The organism is Micromonospora sp. NPDC000663, from assembly GCF_042898105.1.
In the GTDB taxonomy this organism is placed as follows: domain Bacteria; phylum Actinomycetota; class Actinomycetes; order Mycobacteriales; family Micromonosporaceae; genus Micromonospora.
In genome coordinates this window covers 646,979-665,056 of sequence record NZ_JBIAYR010000001.1, presented here as the reverse complement: position 1 = coordinate 665,056, position 18,078 = coordinate 646,979, and the positions used below count along the sequence as shown (strand labels likewise).

The window sequence follows — 18,078 nt, the reverse complement described above, 5'->3', positions numbered from 1 at the left end:
GGCCTTCGGACCGCCGCCGGTCGAGGATGTCGCCGGAGGTACGGACCGACGTGAACATGAAGCCTTACCGGACAGCGCTCGCCCTGCCCGGCCTGCGGCCGTTGCTGCTGGTAGCCGTCCTCGCCCGCATCCCGCTCACCGCGACAGGTGTGACGCTCACCTTCCATGTGGTGCTCGACCTCGACCGTGGTTACGGGGCCGCCGGCCTGGTGGGCGCGGCGGTCACCGTGGGTGCGGCGATCGGCGGGCCGCTGCTCGGCCGTCTGGTGGACCGGCGTGGCCTGCGCCCGGTGCTGGTGCTCACCGCCATCGCCGAGGCGATCTTCTGGTCCACCGCGCCCACGCTGCCGTACCCCGTGCTGCTGCCGACCGCGTTCGTGGCCGGCTCGCTGGCCCTGCCCATCTTCTCGGTGGTCCGCCAGTCGATCGCCGCGCTGGTCCCGGAGGACCAACGCCGCCCGGCGTACGCGCTGGACTCGATGTCGGTGGAGCTGTCCTTCATGATCGGCCCGGCGTTGGCGGTGGCGCTGGTCACCGCGATCTCCGCCCAGACCACCATGTACCTCGTCGGCGGTGGCATCGTCGCGGCCGGCATCGCCCTGTGGGTGGTCAACCCGCCGATCCGTGGTGCCACCGAGCCCAGCGGCCCGCCGCGCCGGGTGCCGCGCCGGGAGTGGCTGACCCCCCGGCTGCTCGCCGTGTTGGCGCTCAGCACCGCCGCGACCCTGGTGCTCGGCGGCACCGACGTGGCCGTGGTCGCCGTACTGCGGGCCAGCGGAGAGGTCGGCTGGACCGGCGCGGTGCTTGCCATCTGGGCGGTCGCGTCGCTGGCCGGCGGCTTCGCCTACGGGGCCGTGCACCGCTCGTTCTCGCCGCTGGTCCTGACCGCGGCGCTTGCCGTGTGCACCATCCCGGTCGGGCTGGGCGGCGCACACTGGTGGCTGCTCTGCCTGGCGCTGATCCCGGCCGGCGCGCTCTGCGCGCCCACCATCGCGGCCTCGTCCGACGCGGTAAGCCGGCTCGTTCCGGCCGAGGTACGTGGCGAGGCGATGGGCCTGCACGGCTCCGCCGTCACCGTCGGCATCGCGGTCGGCGCGCCACTCGCCGGCGCCGTGATCGACGCCAGCGCGCCGCTGTGGGGCTTCGTGGTGACAGGTGCGCTCGGCGCGCTGGTCACCCTCGTGGTGCTCCCGATCGAGCTGCGCCGCCGCCGCAACGACGCCGGGCCGACCCTGCCGGCGCCCACCGAGACGGACCTCGCCACCGCCGCCCGCTGAGGTTGGGCCCACACACGGGCCGCCGGGCTGCGCCGAGCAAAGCAGGACAGGCCGAGCAGAGCAGGGCGGGCAGGGCCGGCCGAACATGGCGACGGGCGCCGCTCCCGGTGTCCCGGGGCGGCGCCCGTCGTACGGCGCAGTCGAGCGTCAGTGCCTGTCGACGTCGCTGGCGGTGTCCTCGTTGTAGCTGGCCCCACCGTCCGACTCGCTGGTGAGCGGCTTGGCGCCACCCTCCGGCGGGCCGGCCACGCTCTGGCCGGCGGCCAGCTCGGGGAACTTCGCGTCGAACGCCGGCCGCTCGGAGCGGATGCGGGGCATCCGGTCGAAGTTGCGCAGCGGCGGCGGGCTGCTGGTCGCCCACTCCAGCGAGTTGCCGTGACCCCACGGGTCGTTGACCTCGACCACCGGGCCGGTCTTGTACGACTTCCAGCAGTTCCAGATGAACGGCAGCGTCGAGATACCTGTGATGAACGCGCCGATCGTGGAGATCGTGTTCAGCGTGGTGAAGCCGTCGCTGGGCAGGTAGTCGGCGTACCGACGGGGCATGCCCTCGTTGCCGAGCCAGTGCTGCACCAGGAACGTGGTGTGGAAACCGATCATGGTGAGCCAGAAGTGAATCTTGCCCAGGCGCTCGTCGAGCATCCGGCCGAACATCTTCGGGAACCAGAAGTAGATGCCGGCGAAGACGGCGAACACGATCGTGCCGAAGAGCACGTAGTGGAAGTGCGCCACCACGAAGTACGAGTCGGACACGTGGAAGTCGATAGGCGGGCTGGCCAGCAGCACACCGGTGAGACCACCGAAGAGGAAGGTGACCAGGAAGCCGACCGCCCAGAGCATGGGCGTCTCGAAGCTGATCTGGCCCCGCCACATGGTGCCGATCCAGTTGAAGAACTTCATACCGGTCGGTACGGCGATCAGGTAGCTCAGGAAGCTGAAGAACGGCAGCAGCACCTGACCGGTGGCGAACATGTGGTGCGCCCAGACGCTCATGGAGAGCGCGGCGATCGCCACGGTCGCGGCGACCAGGCCCTTGTAGCCGAAGATCGGCTTGCGGGAGAAGACCGGGATGACCTCGCTGATGATGCCGAAGAACGGCAGCGCGACGATGTACACCTCGGGGTGGCCGAAGAACCAGAACAGGTGCTGCCAGAGCATCGGCCCGCCGGTGGCGGGGTCGTACACGTGCGCGCCGAGGATGCGGTCCGCGGCGAGCGCGAACAGCGCGGCGGCCAGCAGCGGGAAGACCAGGATCACCAGAAGGCTGGTGACCAGGATGTTCCACGTGAAGATCGGCATCCGGAACATGGTCATGCCGGGCGCGCGCAGCGTCAGCACGGTGGTGATCATGTTCACCGCGCCGAGGATGGTGCCCAGGCCGGAGATGGCCAGACCCATGATCCACATGTTGGCGCCGACGCCTGGCGAGTGCTCGACGCTGCTCAGCGGCGCGTACGCGAACCAGCCGAAGTCGGCGGCGCCACCCGGGGTGATGAACCCGGCGGTCGCCATCGTGCCGCCGAACAGGTACAGCCAGTAGGCGAAGCTGTTCAGTCGGGGGAAGGAGACGTCGGGCGCGCCGATCTGGATCGGCACGATGTAGTTCGCGAAGGCGAACACGATAGGCGTCGCGAAGAACAGCAACATGATCGTGCCGTGCATCGTGAAGAGCTGGTTGTACTGCTCCGGCGACAGGAACTGAAGCCCCGGTCGGGCCAGCTCAGCACGCATGACCAGGGCCATCAGGCCACCGATCATGAAGAACACGAACGCGGTGACCATGTACATGATCCCGATTTGCTTCGCGTCCGTGGTTCGCAGCAGCCGCGCGATGGCCGACCCCTTGACCGGCTCCCGGACCGGCCAGGGCCGGGTCACGACCGGCTTGGGTGCGACGGTGGTCACGAGTGGCCTCCGGTTCTCGGTTGTCCCGCTCGGCACACGCTGGTTATCGGCGGGCCGTCATCCGCAAGGAGGATAGTCCCCGGCAGGTCGCAGCGCCGCGTGGGGTGGCGTGACACGATCTGCAACGGGTCTACAGCGGGCCGAGCAGGAGCCGGTAGTGCTCCCCGAAGATGCGACCGCCGCGTCCGCGCAACAACGGGTCGCGCAGCGCCGGCGGCACGTCCCGGGTCCGGTTGCGGTCGCGGGTCCGGTCCCGCACCCATCGGGTACGCGGACGGCGACGACTCTCGTACGCCACGAGCGCCGCGTCCACGCTGCCGGCGGCGCGCAGTGACTCGGCCAGCACCACGGCGTCCTCCAGGGCCATGGCCGCCCCCTGGGACAGGGTCGGCGCGGTGGCGTGCGCGGCGTCGCCGACGAGCAGCACCCGACCCCGGTACCAGCGGCCCAGTTCCACCTCGTCGGTGATCCCTACGTGCACGGAGTCGAGCGCGGCAAGCACCTCGGGCACCGGCCCCCGGTAGTCGGCGAAGAGGTCCCGCAGTCGCGCGAGGGGGTCGGTGGGCGCCTCGGTGCCGGCCTCGTCGGCGTACAGGTGCAGTCTTCCGGCGCCGATCGGCACCATGAGGAACCCCGAGCGCTGGCCGAGCAGGGCCGTCCACTCGGTGACCGGTGGGCCGTCGCGCAGGACGGCCCGGTAGACCACCTGCCCGACCGGGCGGGGTGGCCCGCCGAGCGCGGCCAGTGCGCGGACCGAGGAGCGGGGGCCGTCGGCGCCGATGACCAGGTCGTACTCGCCTGTGGTGCCGTCGGTGAAGGTGACGCCGACCGCGCCCGGGAGCAGGTCCAGGGTGCGGACCTCCGCGCCGTGGCGGACCGCGCCGCCGGCGCCGCTGAGCAGCACGCGGTGCAGGTCGGCCCGGGGCAGCGCCCGGCACTCCCCGACGCCCGCCCACAGGGTGTCTAGGTCGACCTCGCAGAGCGGGGCGCCGGCGGCGTCGAAGAAGCGCTGCCGGCGGATCACCTGCCCGAGCGGACGGACCGGGTCGTGCAGGTCGAGCTGGCGCAGCGCACGGGCGGCGTTGCCCGGCAGGTAGAGGCCCGTCTCGGTGGACTCCCCCGGCGGCAGCTTCTCGGTGACGTCGGGTCGGAAGCCCGCCATGCGCAGCGCCCGGACGACGGCCAGACCGGCGATGCCCGCGCCGACGACGAGGATGCGCAGGGGGGTGCCACCCATTGTGGTGTACGCCTCCGGAGGGGGAACGGCACGCGTTGGAGGCAACACGCTACTCGGAGCTATTGCCGCACACCAGGGCCGATCGGACCGCCCGACGACGCTCGTCGGCGGCGCGCGTCGCTTAGCTGGCGGTCCGTAGACACCCGTCCGGCGTGGACGTGGCAATCCTCACAATTCACCAGTTTGACCCGTACGGTTGCGCGAGAGTTTCAGACATGTGAATGTGTCGTTGAGCGTGGGAGCGCTCCCGCATCCGTCCGTCCCCATCCCGGCGCCCGGGCACGCGCCGCAGTCAAGGAGCGTCATGAAACGTCCACTTCGGGCCCTGGTCGCCACCGGTCTGCTGCTCGCAGGCTCGCTTGTCGCCGTGGCTCTCGGCGGCAACGCCTCCGCCGACACCCAGATCTGCGAGCAGTACGGCTCGACCACCATCCAGGGCCGCTACGTGGTGCAGAACAACCGCTGGGGCACCACCGCCCAGCAGTGCATCAACGTCACCAGCAGCGGCTTCGAGATCACCACCCAGAACGGCAGCAGCCCCACCAACGGGGCGCCCACGGCGTACCCCTCGGTGTTCTTCGGTTGTCACTACACCAATTGCTCGCCGGGCACGAACCTGCCGATCCAGGTGTCGCAGATCAGCAGCGCCACCAGCAGCATCTCCTACCGGTACGTGAGCGGCGCGACCTACAACGCGTCGTACGACATCTGGCTGGACCCGTCGCCCAAGCGGGACGGGGTGAACCAGATGGAGATCATGATCTGGCTCAACAGGCAGGGCCCGATCCAGCCCATCGGCTCGGTCGTCGGCACCGCCAGCCTGGCCGGCCGCACCTGGGAGGTGTGGCAGGGCAGCAACGGCTCCAACAACGTCATCTCCTACGTGGCGCCGTCGGCGATTTCCAGCCTGAACTTCAGCGTGCTGGACTTCATCAACGACGTCCGCAACCGGGGCGCGATCACCAACTCCTGGTACCTGACCAGCATCCAGGCCGGCTTCGAGCCGTGGCAGGGTGGCGTCGGTCTCGCGGTGACCTCGTTCTCGGCGAACGTCAACGGTGGCGGCAACCCGACCACCCCGCCGCCGACCACCCCGCCGCCGAGCGGCGGCGCGAGCTGCGCGGTGAAGTACACGGCGAACTCGTGGAACAACGGCTTCACGGCCGACGTGCAGGTGACGAACACCGGCTCCAGCGCGATCAACGGCTGGACGCTCACCTACAGCCTGCCCGGCGGGCAGCAGGTCACCAGCGCCTGGAACGCCACGGTGAGCCAGAGCGGGTCCACGGTGACCGCCCGGAACGTGAGCCACAACGGGTCGATCGCGCCCGGCGGTTCGGCCAGTTTCGGCTACCAGGGCACCCTGAGCGGGTCGTACTCGTCGCCGACGAGCTTCTCGCTCAACGGGGCGACCTGCTCGCGTACCTGAGCCACCGGCAGTGGGGGCGTGACCACCTGGTCACGCCCCCACTGTCGTACGGTCGGCTCAGACGCGGGTGAGGCGGACGGCGTCGGCGACGATCAGACCTGTGGCGCTGCTCCACCGGCTCACCGCCACCCGGTTGGCGTCCCCGGCGGGCAGCGTGAACGTGCCGAGGGACCGCCACTGCCCGCCGGTGGCCCGCTGGTCGACGACGATCGTCCGGTTGCCGGTGGTCGTGGCGACGATGTACGGGGTGGCACCGTTGTATCCGGAGGTTGCCGGCCACCAGGCGTCGACCCGGTAGTTGGCGGTGGCCGGGACGTTGAACTTGTACCAGGCGGCGTCACTGGCCGCGACCGGCTCCGCGTACCTGTAGTCGGCGCCGTACCGCTGCGCCGAGTACGTCGACACACCCCAGTTGGCGCTGGCGGTGAACCGGCCGGAGGTGGTGTTGTCCACGATGGAGGACCACGCCGGAGGGTTCCCGCCGGCCATCTTCGCCGCGACGTCGGCGCGCATGACGTTCAGGTCGATGAACGACGGGTCGATCTTGCCAGAGGTGCTCGTCTCCCGGTGCCCCCGGGCGTAGCTGCTGTCCCGGCCCAGCCGGGTGAGCACGGCGGCGGTGGCGGCGATCGAGGCGTTGTACTGCGCGGCGGTCATTTCCTGGTTGACGCCGTTGTAGTCGATCTCCCACCCGATCATCAGGGTGTTGCCGTCCCCGGCCGGGATCGGCCCACTGCCGCCGCTGGCCCCCGCGTGGTTGCACCGGCCGGCGGAGATGACGTGGAAGACGCCGTTGTAGTCGACGAGCGCCTGGCAGAGCGGGCCGGCCAGATCCGAGCGGCCGTTGATGCAGATGTTGAGCGCCGGGTGCGGGTTGCTGGCGCTGGAGGTCGCGGCGGTGTGGTGCCAGAGCACCCCGATGGGGTCGAAGGACCCGGGCCGCATCCGGTTGAGCCAGTCACCCTCGACGACGACCTGGACTCCGGCGGCGCGCAGCACGTCCACCAGCCAGGGAATCGTCGCCATCAGGCGTCCTGGAGCAGGTCGGCGAGGCACTCGGCCTTCGGCGCGGCGCTGGCCGAGGCGGGTCGGGCGACGACTGTCAGCGCGGCGACCACCAGGGCGGGGATGCCGAGCACCCCTCGGCGGCGCAGACGGACGGACGGTGAGCGGGCCATGGCGATCCTCCAGCGACAGGGGACACGAACGGATCGACGATCGTGATGACGGGCACGCTATACCGTCACGTACGTCGATGTCGATACCCTTCATTCCTGAGTCACCGGCTGAAGGAAACCGCCGGATCAGACCTCGCCGAGCGCGTCGATGTCGCGCATCTCCTCCGCCGTCAACGAGAAGTGGAAGACGTCGAAGTTCGCGGTGATCCGCTCCGGGGTCACCGACTTCGGGATCACCACGATCTCGTGGTCGATGTGCCACCGCAGCACGACCTGCGCCGGGGATACGTCATGCGCGGCGGCGATCCGGGTCAGCACCGGGTCACTCAGGTCGCTCGTCTTGAACGGGCTGTACCCCTCCAGCACCACACCCCGGTCCCGGTGCTCGGCGTGCCGCTGCCTGTCGTACAGCGACGGGCTCCACCGGATCTGGTTGACCGCCGGGTTCTCCTCGGTCGACTGGATCAGCTCGTCGATCTCCGCGGTGCTGTAGTTGCTCACCCCTACCGCCCGGGCGAGATTCTCGTCCCGGGCGGCCAGCAACTCCCGCCACAGCGGGATGCTGTCCCCCGGCGACGACGGCGGCCAGTGGATCAACCACAGGTCCACGTGATCGACACCGAGCGCCTCCAGGCTGGCCTCCAGCGTCTGCCGTTCCCGGCCCACCCGGTCAGGTGGGAGCTTGGTGGTGATGAAGACTTCCTCGCGGCGCAGCCCACTCTCGCGTACCGCCCGCCCGACCTCCCGCTCGTTGCCGTAGACGGTGGCGGTGTCGAGGTGCCGGTAGCCGGTGTCGAGCGCGGCCAGCACGGCGTCGTACCCGGCCTGGCCGGTGGCCTGCCAGGTGCCGAAGCCCAGCAGGGGCATCCGCACGTCACCCGGGAGCAGGGCGGTGGGCTGGTCGGTGAGGTCCATGAGGTCCGTTCTACCCCGCCACACCCCCGGCCGCCGAGTGAACCGGACAGTCCGGCATCCAGCGCGACGGTCCGGATTGCCGGAGAATGCGGATGTGACCGACCGGCTCCAGGAGTACCGGCGACGGCGGGACGCGGCCCGTACACCCGAGCCCGTGCCGTCCGGGAGCCCCACGGCGGTCGACGGTGACGGCGACAGCGCCCGCTTCGTCATCCAGCAGCACCACGCGCGCAGCCTGCACTGGGACCTGCGGCTGGAGCACGAGGGAGTGCTCGCGTCCTGGGCGGTGCCGCGCGGCCTCCCCCGCGATCCGGGTCGCAACCATCTCGCCGTCCACACCGAGGACCACCCGATGGAGTACCTGGACTTCGCCGGTGAGATCCCCGCCGGCGAGTACGGCGGCGGCCGGATGTTGATCCACGACCGGGGCACCTACCGGTGCGAGAAGTGGCGCGACGACGAGGTCATCGTGACGCTCACGGGTGACCGCACGACCGGCCGGTACGTCCTGTTCGCCACCGGCGGTCGGGACTGGATGGTCCGGCGCACCGATCCCGCGCCGCCGGGCTGGACCCCGATGCCCGAGCTGGTCCGGCCGATGCACGCCACTTCCGCCGCCAGGCTCCCCCGCGACCGCGACGAGTGGGGGTACGAACTGCGCTGGGACGGGGTGCGGGCGATGGCGTACGTCTCCGGCGGCCGGTTGCGGCTGCTCTCCGAGACCGACGAGGAGATCACCGGCGGGTATCCGTGGCTGCGCGCCATGGCCGAGGCTCTCGCTCCCACCGAGGCGGTGCTCGACGGTGTGCTGGTCCGCATCGACGGCGCGGGTCGGGTCCGCCCGGTCCGCCCGGCCACCGGCAGCCGGGTCCCGGCCGGTGCCCAGTTCCTGCTCGTCGACCTTCTCTGGCTGGAGGGGGTGGGCAGCGTCGACGTGCCGTACGCGCAACGCCGGGAACTGCTCGATGGGCTGGCCTTGGCCGGACCGCACTGGCAGACTCCGCCGTGGTTCCCCGGCGCGGGCGACGAAGCCCTGCGTGCCGGGCGGGAACAGGGCCTGCCCGGTGTGGTCGCCAAGCGGCTGGACTCGGTCTACGAGCCGGGGCGGCGCAGTGGACGCTGGCTGAGCGTCGACGCGGTCTGACGGCGAGGAGCGACGTGTACCTGACCCACCTGGACTGCCCGCGCTGCGGCAGGGAGTACGCCGCCGACCGGTTACAGAACCTCTGCGAGTGCGGGTCTCCGCTACTGGCCCGTTACGACCTGCCGGCGGTGGCGAAGGCGGTCGCCCCGGAACGCTTTCCGCTGCGTCCGGCCGACCTGTGGCGCTACCGGGAGCTGCTGCCGGTCGACGACCTGCGGTACGTCACGACGCTCGGCGAGGGTTGGACGCCGCTGCTGCGCGCGCCGGCGTACGGCGCCGAGATCGGCATCGCGGACCTGATGGTCAAGGACGAGGGGCTGATCCCGACGGGTTCGTTCAAGGCGCGCGGCGCGGCGGTCGGTGTGAGCCGGGCCCGCGAGCTGGGCGTCGAGCGGATCGCGATGCCCACCAACGGCAACGCCGGGTCGGCCTGGGCGACGTACGCGGCGCGGGCCGGGATGGGCGCGACGATCGTCATGCCGTTGGAGGCACCGAGCATCTGCCGGCGCGAGTGCGTGGCCGCAGGCGCCGATCTGCGCCTGATCGACGGGCTGATCGGCGACGCCGCCCGGCGGGTGGCCGAGCTGGTCGCGGAGTCGAACGGGGCGATCTTCGACGCCGGCACGCTGCGCGAGCCCTACCGGCTGGAGGGCAAGAAGACGATGGGGTACGAGATCGTCGAGCAGCTCGGCTGGCAGGTCCCCGACGTGATCATCTACCCGACGGGTGGCGGTGTCGGTCTGATCGGCATCCACAAGGCGCTTCACGAGCTGCGGGAGCTGGGCTGGATCGGCGACAAGCTGCCCCGGCTGGTGGCGGTGCAGTCGACCGGCTGCGCGCCGATCGTGCGGGCGTTCGCCGCCGGCGAGGATCGGGCCGAGCCGTGGGCCGACGCGCACACCGTGGCGTTCGGCATCACCGTGCCGGCGCCGCTCGGCGACGAGCTGATCCTGGCCGCGCTGCGGGAGTCCTCCGGCACCGCTGTCGCCGTCGACGACGCGGAGATCCTGGCGGACCTGCGGGACTTCGCCGGACGCGAAGGGCTGCTGCTCTGTCCGGAGGGGGCGGCCTGCCTGACCGCGGCCCGGCACCTGCGCGCCGGAGGCTGGATCCGGGCCGGCGAACGGGTGGTGGTGCTCAACACGGGCGCGGGCCTGAAGTATCCGGACACGGTCGACGTGTCGGACGTACCGGTGCTGACCTGAGCGGGGCGGGCGCCCCGCGGGGCGCCCGCCTGCTCGGGCGGTCTACTGGTAGGTGATGTCGGAGGGTGAGTAGAGGCAGTTGACGCCGTCGGCGCCCTCGCCGATCTCGGTGGGCTCGCTGCCCTTGGGGACTCCCTTGTACTTCACGCAGATCGAGGTCTCCCGGTCCGGGTCGTCGACGATGGTGATGCGGCTGAACCGGGCCGTGTCACCCCAGTTGGTGTTGATGCCGGCGATCGCGTCGGTGTCCCGGACGACCACGTTGTCGATCACCACGTGCCGCTGGTACGACGTGGAGCAGTTGCCGCAGGCCCGGTAGAGCTTCCCGGCGTTCTCCACTCGGAAGTTCCTGATGTAGACGGTGCCCGAGCCGTTGTGCTGGAAGACCTTGTCGCTCGCCGAGCGGGCGCCACCGCCGTCGACGGTGTACGTGGTGCCGCCCCGGAAGGTGGCCGCGTCCTCGCCGACGTCCTCCCACCAGACGTTGATCAGGGTGCAGTTGCCCTCGCAGTGCACACCGTCGCCGGCCGGGGCGCCGATGATCACGTTGCGCAGGGTGGCGCCGGCGGCCAGCTCGAACATCGGGTCCTGGCTCTCGCTCTGCCCGCCGTCACCGATGCCGTAGTAGCGCTTGAGTCCACCGTCGAACGTGCCGGAGACGGCGATCGTGGCGTCCACCTTCTGACTGCTGGTGGGCGTGGGCCAGCCGGCCGGCGGAGGTGTGGTCGGGCCCGGCGTGGTGGGTGGCGGCGTGGTCGGTGGCGGCGTGGTCGGTGGCGGCGTGGTCGGGGTGCCTCCGCCTGAGGAGTCGACGACCACGTCGTCGAAGCCGCCGCTCGCGTACGCGGTGACCAGGCCGATCCGGCCGGCGCCGGCCAGGCTGTTGCTGCCGGAGGCGATCTGTGTGCCGTTGACGAAGCCGCGGATGGTGTTGCCGCTGGTCTCGATGCGAAGCGTGTACCAGGTGCCGGTGCTGACGCCTGTCGACGCGGAGCCGATCGCGGTGATGCTGCTGCCGTTGACGGCCTGGAGTTCGGCCCGGCCGGAGCCGAGCAGGGCCAGCCGGTACATCTTCGTGCTGCTGGTGGATCGGGCGGCGAGCCCGACCAGGGCGCTTGACGAGCCGAAGCTCGCCGGCCGGACCCGGGCCTGCACCGAGTAGTAGGTCCAGCTGGTCTGGCCGGCGAACTGCCTGGCCAGTTCGCTGCCGGCGTTGGACTGGCTGAGCACCCCCGAGCCGACCGTCCAGGTGCCGCCGGACTTGGACCAGCCCGAGGTGTCGCCGTCGCTGAAGTCGTCGCTGAACACGGTGGCCGCGAAGGCCGAGGTCATGCCGGCCGCCAGGGCCGCCACTGTCACGCCGGCGCCCACCGCCAGCAGCAGTGGTCGTCGGCCGGGGAGTCGTCTCTCCTGCACAGGTGTCCTCCTTGACGCGTGTGGTGGCGATCCCCCGGGCACGTGTGCCGGCACGGCGTGCTGTCGTGACCTGGGATCGGTGTGCCCCCGTCGGATGCCCGGGCCCGAAGCGGGGTGGAGCGGGATCAAAGCCGTGGGAAAGGGCTTTCCCGCCCCTTCGAGGCTAGGACTGTCCAACTACCAGCGTCAATGCCTGGGGTTTGCAGGTCTGTTGCAGGATTCCGGCCGGCCGCTCAGTAGCTGCCCGGCTCGGTCAACCGCCAGGCCGCGTTGATCAACCCGATGTGCGACAGCGCCTGCGGGGTGTTGCCGAGCTGCGCGCCCGTGGCCAGGTCGATCTGCTCACTGAACAGGCCCACGTCGTTGGAGTATCCCGCCACGCGCTCGAACAGCTCCTCGGCCCGCCGCAGCTCACCCGCCATCGCGAGGCACTCCACAAGCCAGAACGAACACAGCAGGAACCCGGCCGGATCCGTCGTCCACCGCCGCAGCAGCCCGTCGTCGGTGCCCAGCTCCCGCTCCACCACGGCGATCGTCGAGCGCATCCGTGGATCGGTCGCCGGCAGGAAGTGCGCCACCGGAAGGGCGAGCACCGAGGCGTCCAGCTCCGCCGACCCGAACGCGCCGGTGAACGCGCCGATCCGGTCGTTCCACCCCTCGCGCAGCACCGCCTCGCGGATCTCGTCCCGCACGACTGCCCAGCGGCGCTTGTCGGCCCGCTCGCCCAGCCGGTCGGCGAGCCCCACCGCCCGGTCCATCGTCAGCCAGCAGGACACCTTCGACGAGACGTAGTGCCGCTCCTCGTCCCGGGTCTCCCAGATCCCCCGGTCCGGCAGGTGCCACGTAGCGGCCACCTGCTCGGTCAACCCGAGCACCATCTCCCGCAACTCGTCGTCGAACGTCTCACCGAGGTAGTCCCGCAGCCGCCACACCGCACCGATCACCTCACCCGGCACGTCGAGCTGCCGCTGCCGCCAGGCGTCGTTGCCGACCCGGACCGGTCGACTGTCGCGGTATCCACGCAGGTGGTAGCAGTGATGCTCGGACAGGTCCCGCTCGCCCTCCACACCGAAGAGCACAGGTACCGGCTCCTCGCCGAACCGGCCGATCGACCGGGTGGCCCAGGCGAACAGCCGCGACGCCTCGTCGGGACACGCCGCCACCCAGAGGGCGCGCATGGTCAGCGAGAAGTCCCGCAGCCACGAGTAGCGGTAGTCGTAGTTCCGGTCGCCGCCGACCTGCTCCGGCAACGAGGACGTCAACGCCGCCACCACCGCGCCGCTGCGGGCGTACGTCAGGCCGGCCAGGACCGTCGCGCTGTGCCGGACCAGCTTCGCGTACCGGCCGGAGTAGCCGTGCGTCTCCCGGTACCCCTCCCACGCCCGCGTCGTCGCGGCGAGGGTGGCCAGCGGGTCCAGGCGGGCGGGCGGATCGCCGTACGCCTGGCCGAACGCCACGTCCATGCCGAGCACCTGGCCGGCGGAGACCTCGAACTCGTGGGTTACCCGGTCCCGGCCGGCCCGCAGCCGCAGACCGTTGGCCCGCAGCATCAGGTTCACCGAGCCACCGCTGGCCAGGATCCCACCGTCCGCCCGCTCGTGCAGGTACGGCGTGAGCAGGCCGTTCTCCGGGCGGGGCGCGAAGTCCAAGCCCATCCGGACCCGCCCGGAAAGCCCCTCGACCACCCGGATCAGCACGGCGGGCGAGTTCACGCCCAGCTCGTGGGCGCGGGCGCCGATCTCGGCAGCGAGCGCGTCGGTCACCGCCACACTGCCCTGCGGCGTGTGGTGCACCGTCCGCAGCACGAGCGTGTCCGGCCGGTACGCGCGCTCGACCCGGTACCCCGGGCCACCCACACCGACCGGCGCCACCTGGAAGTGCCCGGAGCGCGGGTCGAGCAGCCGCCCGAACACGGAGGGGCCGTCGAACCGCGACGGGCACCACCAGTCGATCGAGCCGTTCCTGCCGACCAGCGCGCCGGAGCGGGAGTCCGAGAGGAATCCGTAGTCGGAGATCGGCGGCTGCTGCTGCTCCACCCGCCGCGGGTACCCGGATCGGCCCCGATCAGGCCGCCCGGAGCGTCACTCGGTCGGCGGCTCGTCCTCGCCGGCGGCCTCGGCCGCGTCGGCCTCCTCCTTGGTGTGGTGGACGGCCTGGTCGGCGTGCTCCGGCGGCCCGTAGACGGTGTACAGCACCAGCGGGTTGGGGCCCGTGTTGACGAAGTTGTGCTTCGTGCCGGCCGGTACGACGACCAGGTCGCCGGAGACGACCTCCCGCTTCTCGCCCGCCACCCGGGCCTCCCCGGTGCCGCTGACGAAGGTCAGGATCTGGTCGATGCCCTCGTGCACCTCCTCGCCGATCTCCCCGCCCGGCGGAATGGTCATGATGACCAGCTGGGTGTGCTCACCTGTCCACAGCACCCGCCGGAAGTCGGGACTCTTCTCGGCCACGGTTGCGATCGTGAAATGCTCCATGCCTCCGCTCATACCCCGATCGGTGGCCCGCCACGCCGGGACTCGCAGATGGTGGAATTCCCCACGGTCTGCGGGTTTGGATCCGAGCCGACCGGGGATCGACAACGCTGACCGGCACGAGCGGCCGGTCGAGCCAGGTCCCCGCCGGCGTACCGCCGAACGGCTGCGGTGGTGGGAGACGGCCAGAGCGCGGCGACGTTCCGACACCTGTCGAAGCGGCGCCGCGCGCTCGTGTGCGGCGCGGCGGCTCAGCGGTGCAACCAGGCGAGCAGGTCGGGTGGAGCCAGGGCGGCCGTGCGCCGGTGGTAGCGGGCCAGCCCGGACGCGTCGAGCAGATGCCGCCCCTGCCCCGAGCGGCCCTGCCGGAAGAACGCCCGGCGGTCGCGCAGCACACCGAGCGTGTCCGGGGCGAGGTGGTCGGCGCGCTCGCGCATCCGGCCGAACGTGGCCGCCTCCACCAGCTCGGGCCACCGTTCGACGGGCACCTCAAGACCCCACCGACCCGCGAGCCGCCGCATCTCGCCCTCCAGGTCGGCCAGCAGGTCGTCGTAGTGCACCAGTTCGACGTTCGGCTCGTGCCGCCGGGTCCAGGCGTCGCTCAGATGCAGGAGCACGCCGGGGAGCGAATCCAGCTCGGCGCGCGGGTCCGTCTCCCGGTCGATCCAGCTCGCCAGCCACCGCTCGACAGGCAGGCGCTCCCTCGCCGGCCCGGCGGGCGCCGCCTGACCGGTCAGCTCGGCCAGTCGCGCCCGGTCCAGGTTGCCCGCCTGGTGGTAGAGGGAGACCGCCATGTCCAGCGGGTGCCGTGCCACCACGACGTAGTGCACCCGCGGGTCCAGCGGTACGCCGTCCAGCGGGGTGTGCGTCTTGATGAAGCGTCTGTGCTGTTGCGCCGCCAACCGGCGGTACACCACGTCCCGGGGCTCGGCCAGCCAGTCCAGCCACGGCGACAGGTGATTCAGCGGCGCCGGCAACTCCGGGGTGCCCAGCACCAGCAGGGCGCAGATCATCTGCATCCACGTCGTACCGCTCTTGGACCGGGTGCTGATCACGATGTCGCCGGCCCGGAACGGGAAGCCGGTCCACCGGCCGCTGTCCTCGTCGTCGGATCGGTAGCGATGGGGTGGCATGGGCATCGCGCGAGCGTAGTCGCCGACCCGACAGCCCGGCAGCCGGTTTCCGCCTCGACGACCTGGGACATATGCGCATGCCTGGCTAGGCTGAAGTATGAGGCCCGCCCACGGGGGCCGCGCGGCGGAACCGGTCTACCGCCCCATCCTCGCCTGTCGACGCGGCGAACTGGAGGCGCTGAACCACCTCGAACCCGCGGCGGTCCCGCTGCTCGCCCCGATCCTGGAGGTCGGCTCGGCGGACCGATCCACGATCGACGTGCTGCGCCGGTTGCCCGCCGGACTCCTGACGGCCGTCGACACCACCGCCCTGCCCGAGGACCCCGGCAGCGACGTGCTGCGGTGGGACGTACCCCTGGTTCCAGTGGTGGGGCTCGCGGAGAGCGACAGGCGGCTGGCCGCGCACGGCGCGGCGGCGCGGGCGTACGGCCGGCGGGCGCTGGTCCGGCTCCGGGCCGGACGGGACCGGGCCGGGCCGGACGCGAGCACCACCGCCGTGGAGCGGATCTGGCGGTGCACCGCGCTGGCGCCGGAAGAGTGCGACCTGCTTGTGGACGCGGCGGACGTGTGCTGCCGGGCGGACGTGCGCCTCGCCGAGCCCCGGGTACGACGGCTGCTGGGGTGGGCACGCCGGCACGCCTGGCGGTCGGTGACCGTGGCGGCGGGCGCGATGCCGCCGACGCTGGCCCGGCTGCCCACCGACGAGCCGGTCCGACTCGACCGCTGGGACTGGCAACTCTGGCAGCGGCTGGGCGACGCCGGGGTGGGTTACGGCGACTACGGCGTCGGGCCGGCGGTGCCGGGCACCGACGGCGGCTCCGACGACCGGCTGCCCACGGTGCGGTACACCGCCGACGGCGACTGGTGGGTCTACCGCTGGTCGCGGCGGGGCGGGCGGGGTGACGAGCGGTTCGCCGACCTGTGCCGCACGTTGGTGTCGGCCCCGCACTGGCCGGACACCGGGGCGGCCTTCTCCTGGGGCGACCACGAGTTGCTGCGCCGGGCTCGACGGGGAGCCGGCGCGGGGTCGGCCGCCAACTGGGCGGCGTGGAGCACGTCGCACCACCTGGCGCACGTGCTGACCGCCAGGCGACGCCCGGCCGGTGACACCGGATGGCATACCCGGCCGGGACCGCCGCAGCGGGGTCGTCCGCGGGGCGGCACGGCCCGGCGGGCGGGCTGAGCGGGCTACTGCCGCTCGGTGAAGCCGAACTGGATGATTCCCTCGTCGTCGACTGTGGCGTCCACGGAGGCGTCGCCGAGCAGTTCGGCGGCGTCCTCGTCGAGGAAGATCCGGGCACCCTGGTTGTCGACCACCCGGTCGCCCTGCTCCGGCTCGGGCACCAGTTCCACTGTGAGAGAGCCGGCCTCGGCGTCGGCGGCGATCCGCACGCCACCGTCCTGGGCGACGTCCTGTTGGTTGGCGAGGTCCCTGATGACGAGCACGGCGTTGTCGGTCATGGTGAGCATTTGCGGAACTCCTCGTGGATTCTCGGCTCGCGGTCGGTTACCGCGCAGACCGGTACAGCGGCCCGCGTACGAGCACACGTGGGAGGCGACATGCAGGGCGAACGTCGTCGCCGTCGCATCGCGTCGGGGCAGCTGAGAGGCCCCGTCCTGGCCAACGGTGCCCGCTGCCGGGCGATCCGTCAAATAGAGCGGGTTCAGTCGAGTGCGGCGACGGGAGCGAGCAACGCGCGGATCTCGCCGACCGCCGCGCGGCCGGCCCGGTTGGCGCCGATGGTGCTGGCCGAGGGGCCGTACCCGACGAGGTGGATGCGCTGGTCGGCGACCACGCGGGTGCCGTCCATGGTGATCCCGCCGCCCGGCGCGCGCAGTCCCAGCGGCGCGAGGTGGTCCAGGGCCGCGCGGAAACCGGTGCACCAGAGGATCACGTCCGCCGGAACGGACCGGCCGTCGGACCAGGCGACCCCGTCGGGTGTGATCCGGTCGAACATGGGTAGCCGGTGCAGGACGCCACGCTCGCGCAGCCGGCGCAGCTCCGGGGTGACCGGCAGCCCGGTCACGCCCACCACACTGCCCGGTGGGCGACCGGCGCGGACCGCCTCATCCACCCGGGCCACAGCGGCCCGACCGAGGTCGGGGCCGAACTCCTCCTCCCGGAACAGCGGCGGCCGGCGGGTCACCCAGGTGGTGGCCGCCGCGACCGTGGAGACCTCGCCGAGCAGCTGCACGGCGGACGTGCCGCCACCGACCACCACCACCCGCAACCCGGCGAACTCGTCAGGTCCCCGGTAGTCGGCCGTGTGCAACTGTCGACCGCGAAACGACGACCGGCCCTGGTAGTGCGGCCAGAACGGCCTCGTCCACGTGCCTGTCGCGTTGATCAGCGCCCGCGTCGTCCACAGGCCGTGGTCGGTGTGCACGTCGAGCCGCCCGTCCGGGCGGGAACGCACCGCGCGGACCCGCACCGGCCGCCGTACCGGCAGGTCGAACGCTCTCTCGTACGCGGCGAAGTAGGCGCTCACCTGTTCGGCCGCCGGACGCCGCGGGTCGGGGGTGGGGAACGCCATGCCGGGAAGGTCGTAGAAGCCGTGCACCCGGTCGAAGACGAGCGTCGGCCAGCGGTGCTGCCAGGCCCCACCCGGGCCGTCGTCGCCGTCGAGCACGACGAAGCCGCTGCCCGGGGCGAAGCCGGTGCGGCGCAGGTGGTAGGCGGCGCTCAGGCCGGCCTGACCGGCTCCGATCACCACGACGTCGGCGGAGCGGGTGTCCACACGAGGTGCAACCCCTGATGCTCACGGGCT

16 protein-coding genes are annotated in these 18,078 nt (G+C 71.8%); 5 read left to right on the top strand and 11 right to left on the bottom strand.

Features of this window, described 5'->3' with window-relative positions; all coding sequences use genetic code 11:
• The first annotated feature begins 26 nt into the window (after positions 1-26).
• Positions 27-1,277: an MFS transporter gene (locus tag ACFY1S_RS03210; protein WP_387112342.1), complete on the top strand. Its 1,251-nt coding sequence runs from the start codon at positions 27-29 to the stop codon at positions 1,275-1,277.
• A gap of 147 nt (positions 1,278-1,424) precedes the next feature.
• Here ACFY1S_RS03210 and ctaD read toward each other — a convergent pair whose 3' ends face one another.
• Positions 1,425-3,182, bottom strand: coding sequence for a cytochrome c oxidase subunit I (ctaD, locus tag ACFY1S_RS03205; RefSeq protein WP_357980462.1), 1,758 nt, complete (start codon positions 3,180-3,182; stop codon positions 1,425-1,427).
• Between the two features lie 130 nt (positions 3,183-3,312).
• Positions 3,313-4,419 (bottom strand): FAD-dependent monooxygenase, encoded by a 1,107-nt coding sequence (locus tag ACFY1S_RS03200; protein WP_387112338.1) that lies wholly within the window; start codon positions 4,417-4,419, stop codon positions 3,313-3,315.
• A gap of 304 nt (positions 4,420-4,723) precedes the next feature.
• Here ACFY1S_RS03200 and ACFY1S_RS03195 point away from each other — a divergent pair, with 304 nt between their 5' ends.
• Entirely contained in the window at positions 4,724-5,848 is a 1,125-nt protein-coding gene (locus ACFY1S_RS03195; RefSeq protein ID WP_387112335.1) for a cellulose binding domain-containing protein, read from the top strand.
• Positions 5,849-5,905: 57 nt separating this feature from the next.
• Here the strand turns inward: ACFY1S_RS03195 and ACFY1S_RS03190 are convergent, their stop codons facing one another.
• The 3 genes from ACFY1S_RS03190 to ACFY1S_RS03180 all read right to left on the bottom strand — a co-directional run bounded on the left by ACFY1S_RS03190 (position 5,906) and on the right by ACFY1S_RS03180 (position 7,941).
• Positions 5,906-6,874 (bottom strand): N-acetylmuramoyl-L-alanine amidase, encoded by a 969-nt coding sequence (locus ACFY1S_RS03190; protein WP_387112332.1) that lies wholly within the window; start codon positions 6,872-6,874, stop codon positions 5,906-5,908.
• Positions 6,874-7,026: a hypothetical protein gene (locus ACFY1S_RS03185; protein WP_387112328.1), complete on the bottom strand. Its 153-nt coding sequence runs from the start codon at positions 7,024-7,026 to the stop codon at positions 6,874-6,876. Before ACFY1S_RS03185 ends, ACFY1S_RS03190 begins: the two co-directional genes overlap by 1 nt.
• A gap of 126 nt (positions 7,027-7,152) precedes the next feature.
• Complete coding sequence (locus tag ACFY1S_RS03180) at positions 7,153-7,941, bottom strand: aldo/keto reductase (protein ID WP_387112325.1); 789 nt, start codon at positions 7,939-7,941, stop codon at positions 7,153-7,155.
• A 94-nt stretch (positions 7,942-8,035) separates the two neighbouring features.
• On the opposite strand from ACFY1S_RS03180, the gene ACFY1S_RS03175 reads away from it, so the two are divergent.
• Positions 8,036-9,085, top strand: a complete 1,050-nt coding sequence (locus ACFY1S_RS03175; protein ID WP_387112321.1) for a DNA polymerase ligase N-terminal domain-containing protein — start codon at positions 8,036-8,038, stop codon at positions 9,083-9,085.
• Positions 9,086-9,099: 14 nt separating this feature from the next.
• Complete coding sequence (locus ACFY1S_RS03170; protein ID WP_387112318.1) at positions 9,100-10,290, top strand: threonine synthase; 1,191 nt, start codon at positions 9,100-9,102, stop codon at positions 10,288-10,290.
• A gap of 42 nt (positions 10,291-10,332) precedes the next feature.
• Here ACFY1S_RS03170 and ACFY1S_RS03165 read toward each other — a convergent pair whose 3' ends face one another.
• From ACFY1S_RS03165 to ACFY1S_RS03150, 4 genes are all read right to left on the bottom strand, one after another.
• Complete coding sequence (locus ACFY1S_RS03165; RefSeq protein ID WP_387112315.1) at positions 10,333-11,706, bottom strand: pectate lyase; 1,374 nt, start codon at positions 11,704-11,706, stop codon at positions 10,333-10,335.
• Positions 11,707-11,939: 233 nt separating this feature from the next.
• Entirely contained in the window at positions 11,940-13,742 is a 1,803-nt protein-coding gene (locus ACFY1S_RS03160; protein ID WP_387112312.1) for a glycoside hydrolase family 15 protein, read from the bottom strand.
• Positions 13,743-13,787: 45 nt separating this feature from the next.
• Positions 13,788-14,180: a cupin domain-containing protein gene (locus tag ACFY1S_RS03155; RefSeq protein ID WP_139583223.1), complete on the bottom strand. Its 393-nt coding sequence runs from the start codon at positions 14,178-14,180 to the stop codon at positions 13,788-13,790.
• Positions 14,181-14,428: 248 nt separating this feature from the next.
• Positions 14,429-15,316, bottom strand: coding sequence for a sulfotransferase domain-containing protein (locus ACFY1S_RS03150; protein WP_387112308.1), 888 nt, complete (start codon positions 15,314-15,316; stop codon positions 14,429-14,431).
• A gap of 91 nt (positions 15,317-15,407) precedes the next feature.
• Between ACFY1S_RS03150 and ACFY1S_RS03145 the strand changes: the two genes are divergently transcribed.
• Complete coding sequence (locus ACFY1S_RS03145) at positions 15,408-16,493, top strand: hypothetical protein (protein ID WP_387112305.1); 1,086 nt, start codon at positions 15,408-15,410, stop codon at positions 16,491-16,493.
• A 5-nt stretch (positions 16,494-16,498) separates the two neighbouring features.
• Here ACFY1S_RS03145 and ACFY1S_RS03140 read toward each other — a convergent pair whose 3' ends face one another.
• On the bottom strand, positions 16,499-16,780 hold the full coding sequence (locus ACFY1S_RS03140; RefSeq protein ID WP_364367425.1) for an adhesin: 282 nt from the start codon (positions 16,778-16,780) through the stop codon (positions 16,499-16,501).
• Between the two features lie 194 nt (positions 16,781-16,974).
• Complete coding sequence (locus ACFY1S_RS03135) at positions 16,975-18,048, bottom strand: NAD(P)-binding domain-containing protein (protein ID WP_387112301.1); 1,074 nt, start codon at positions 18,046-18,048, stop codon at positions 16,975-16,977.
• Between the last annotated feature and the right edge of the window lie 30 nt (positions 18,049-18,078).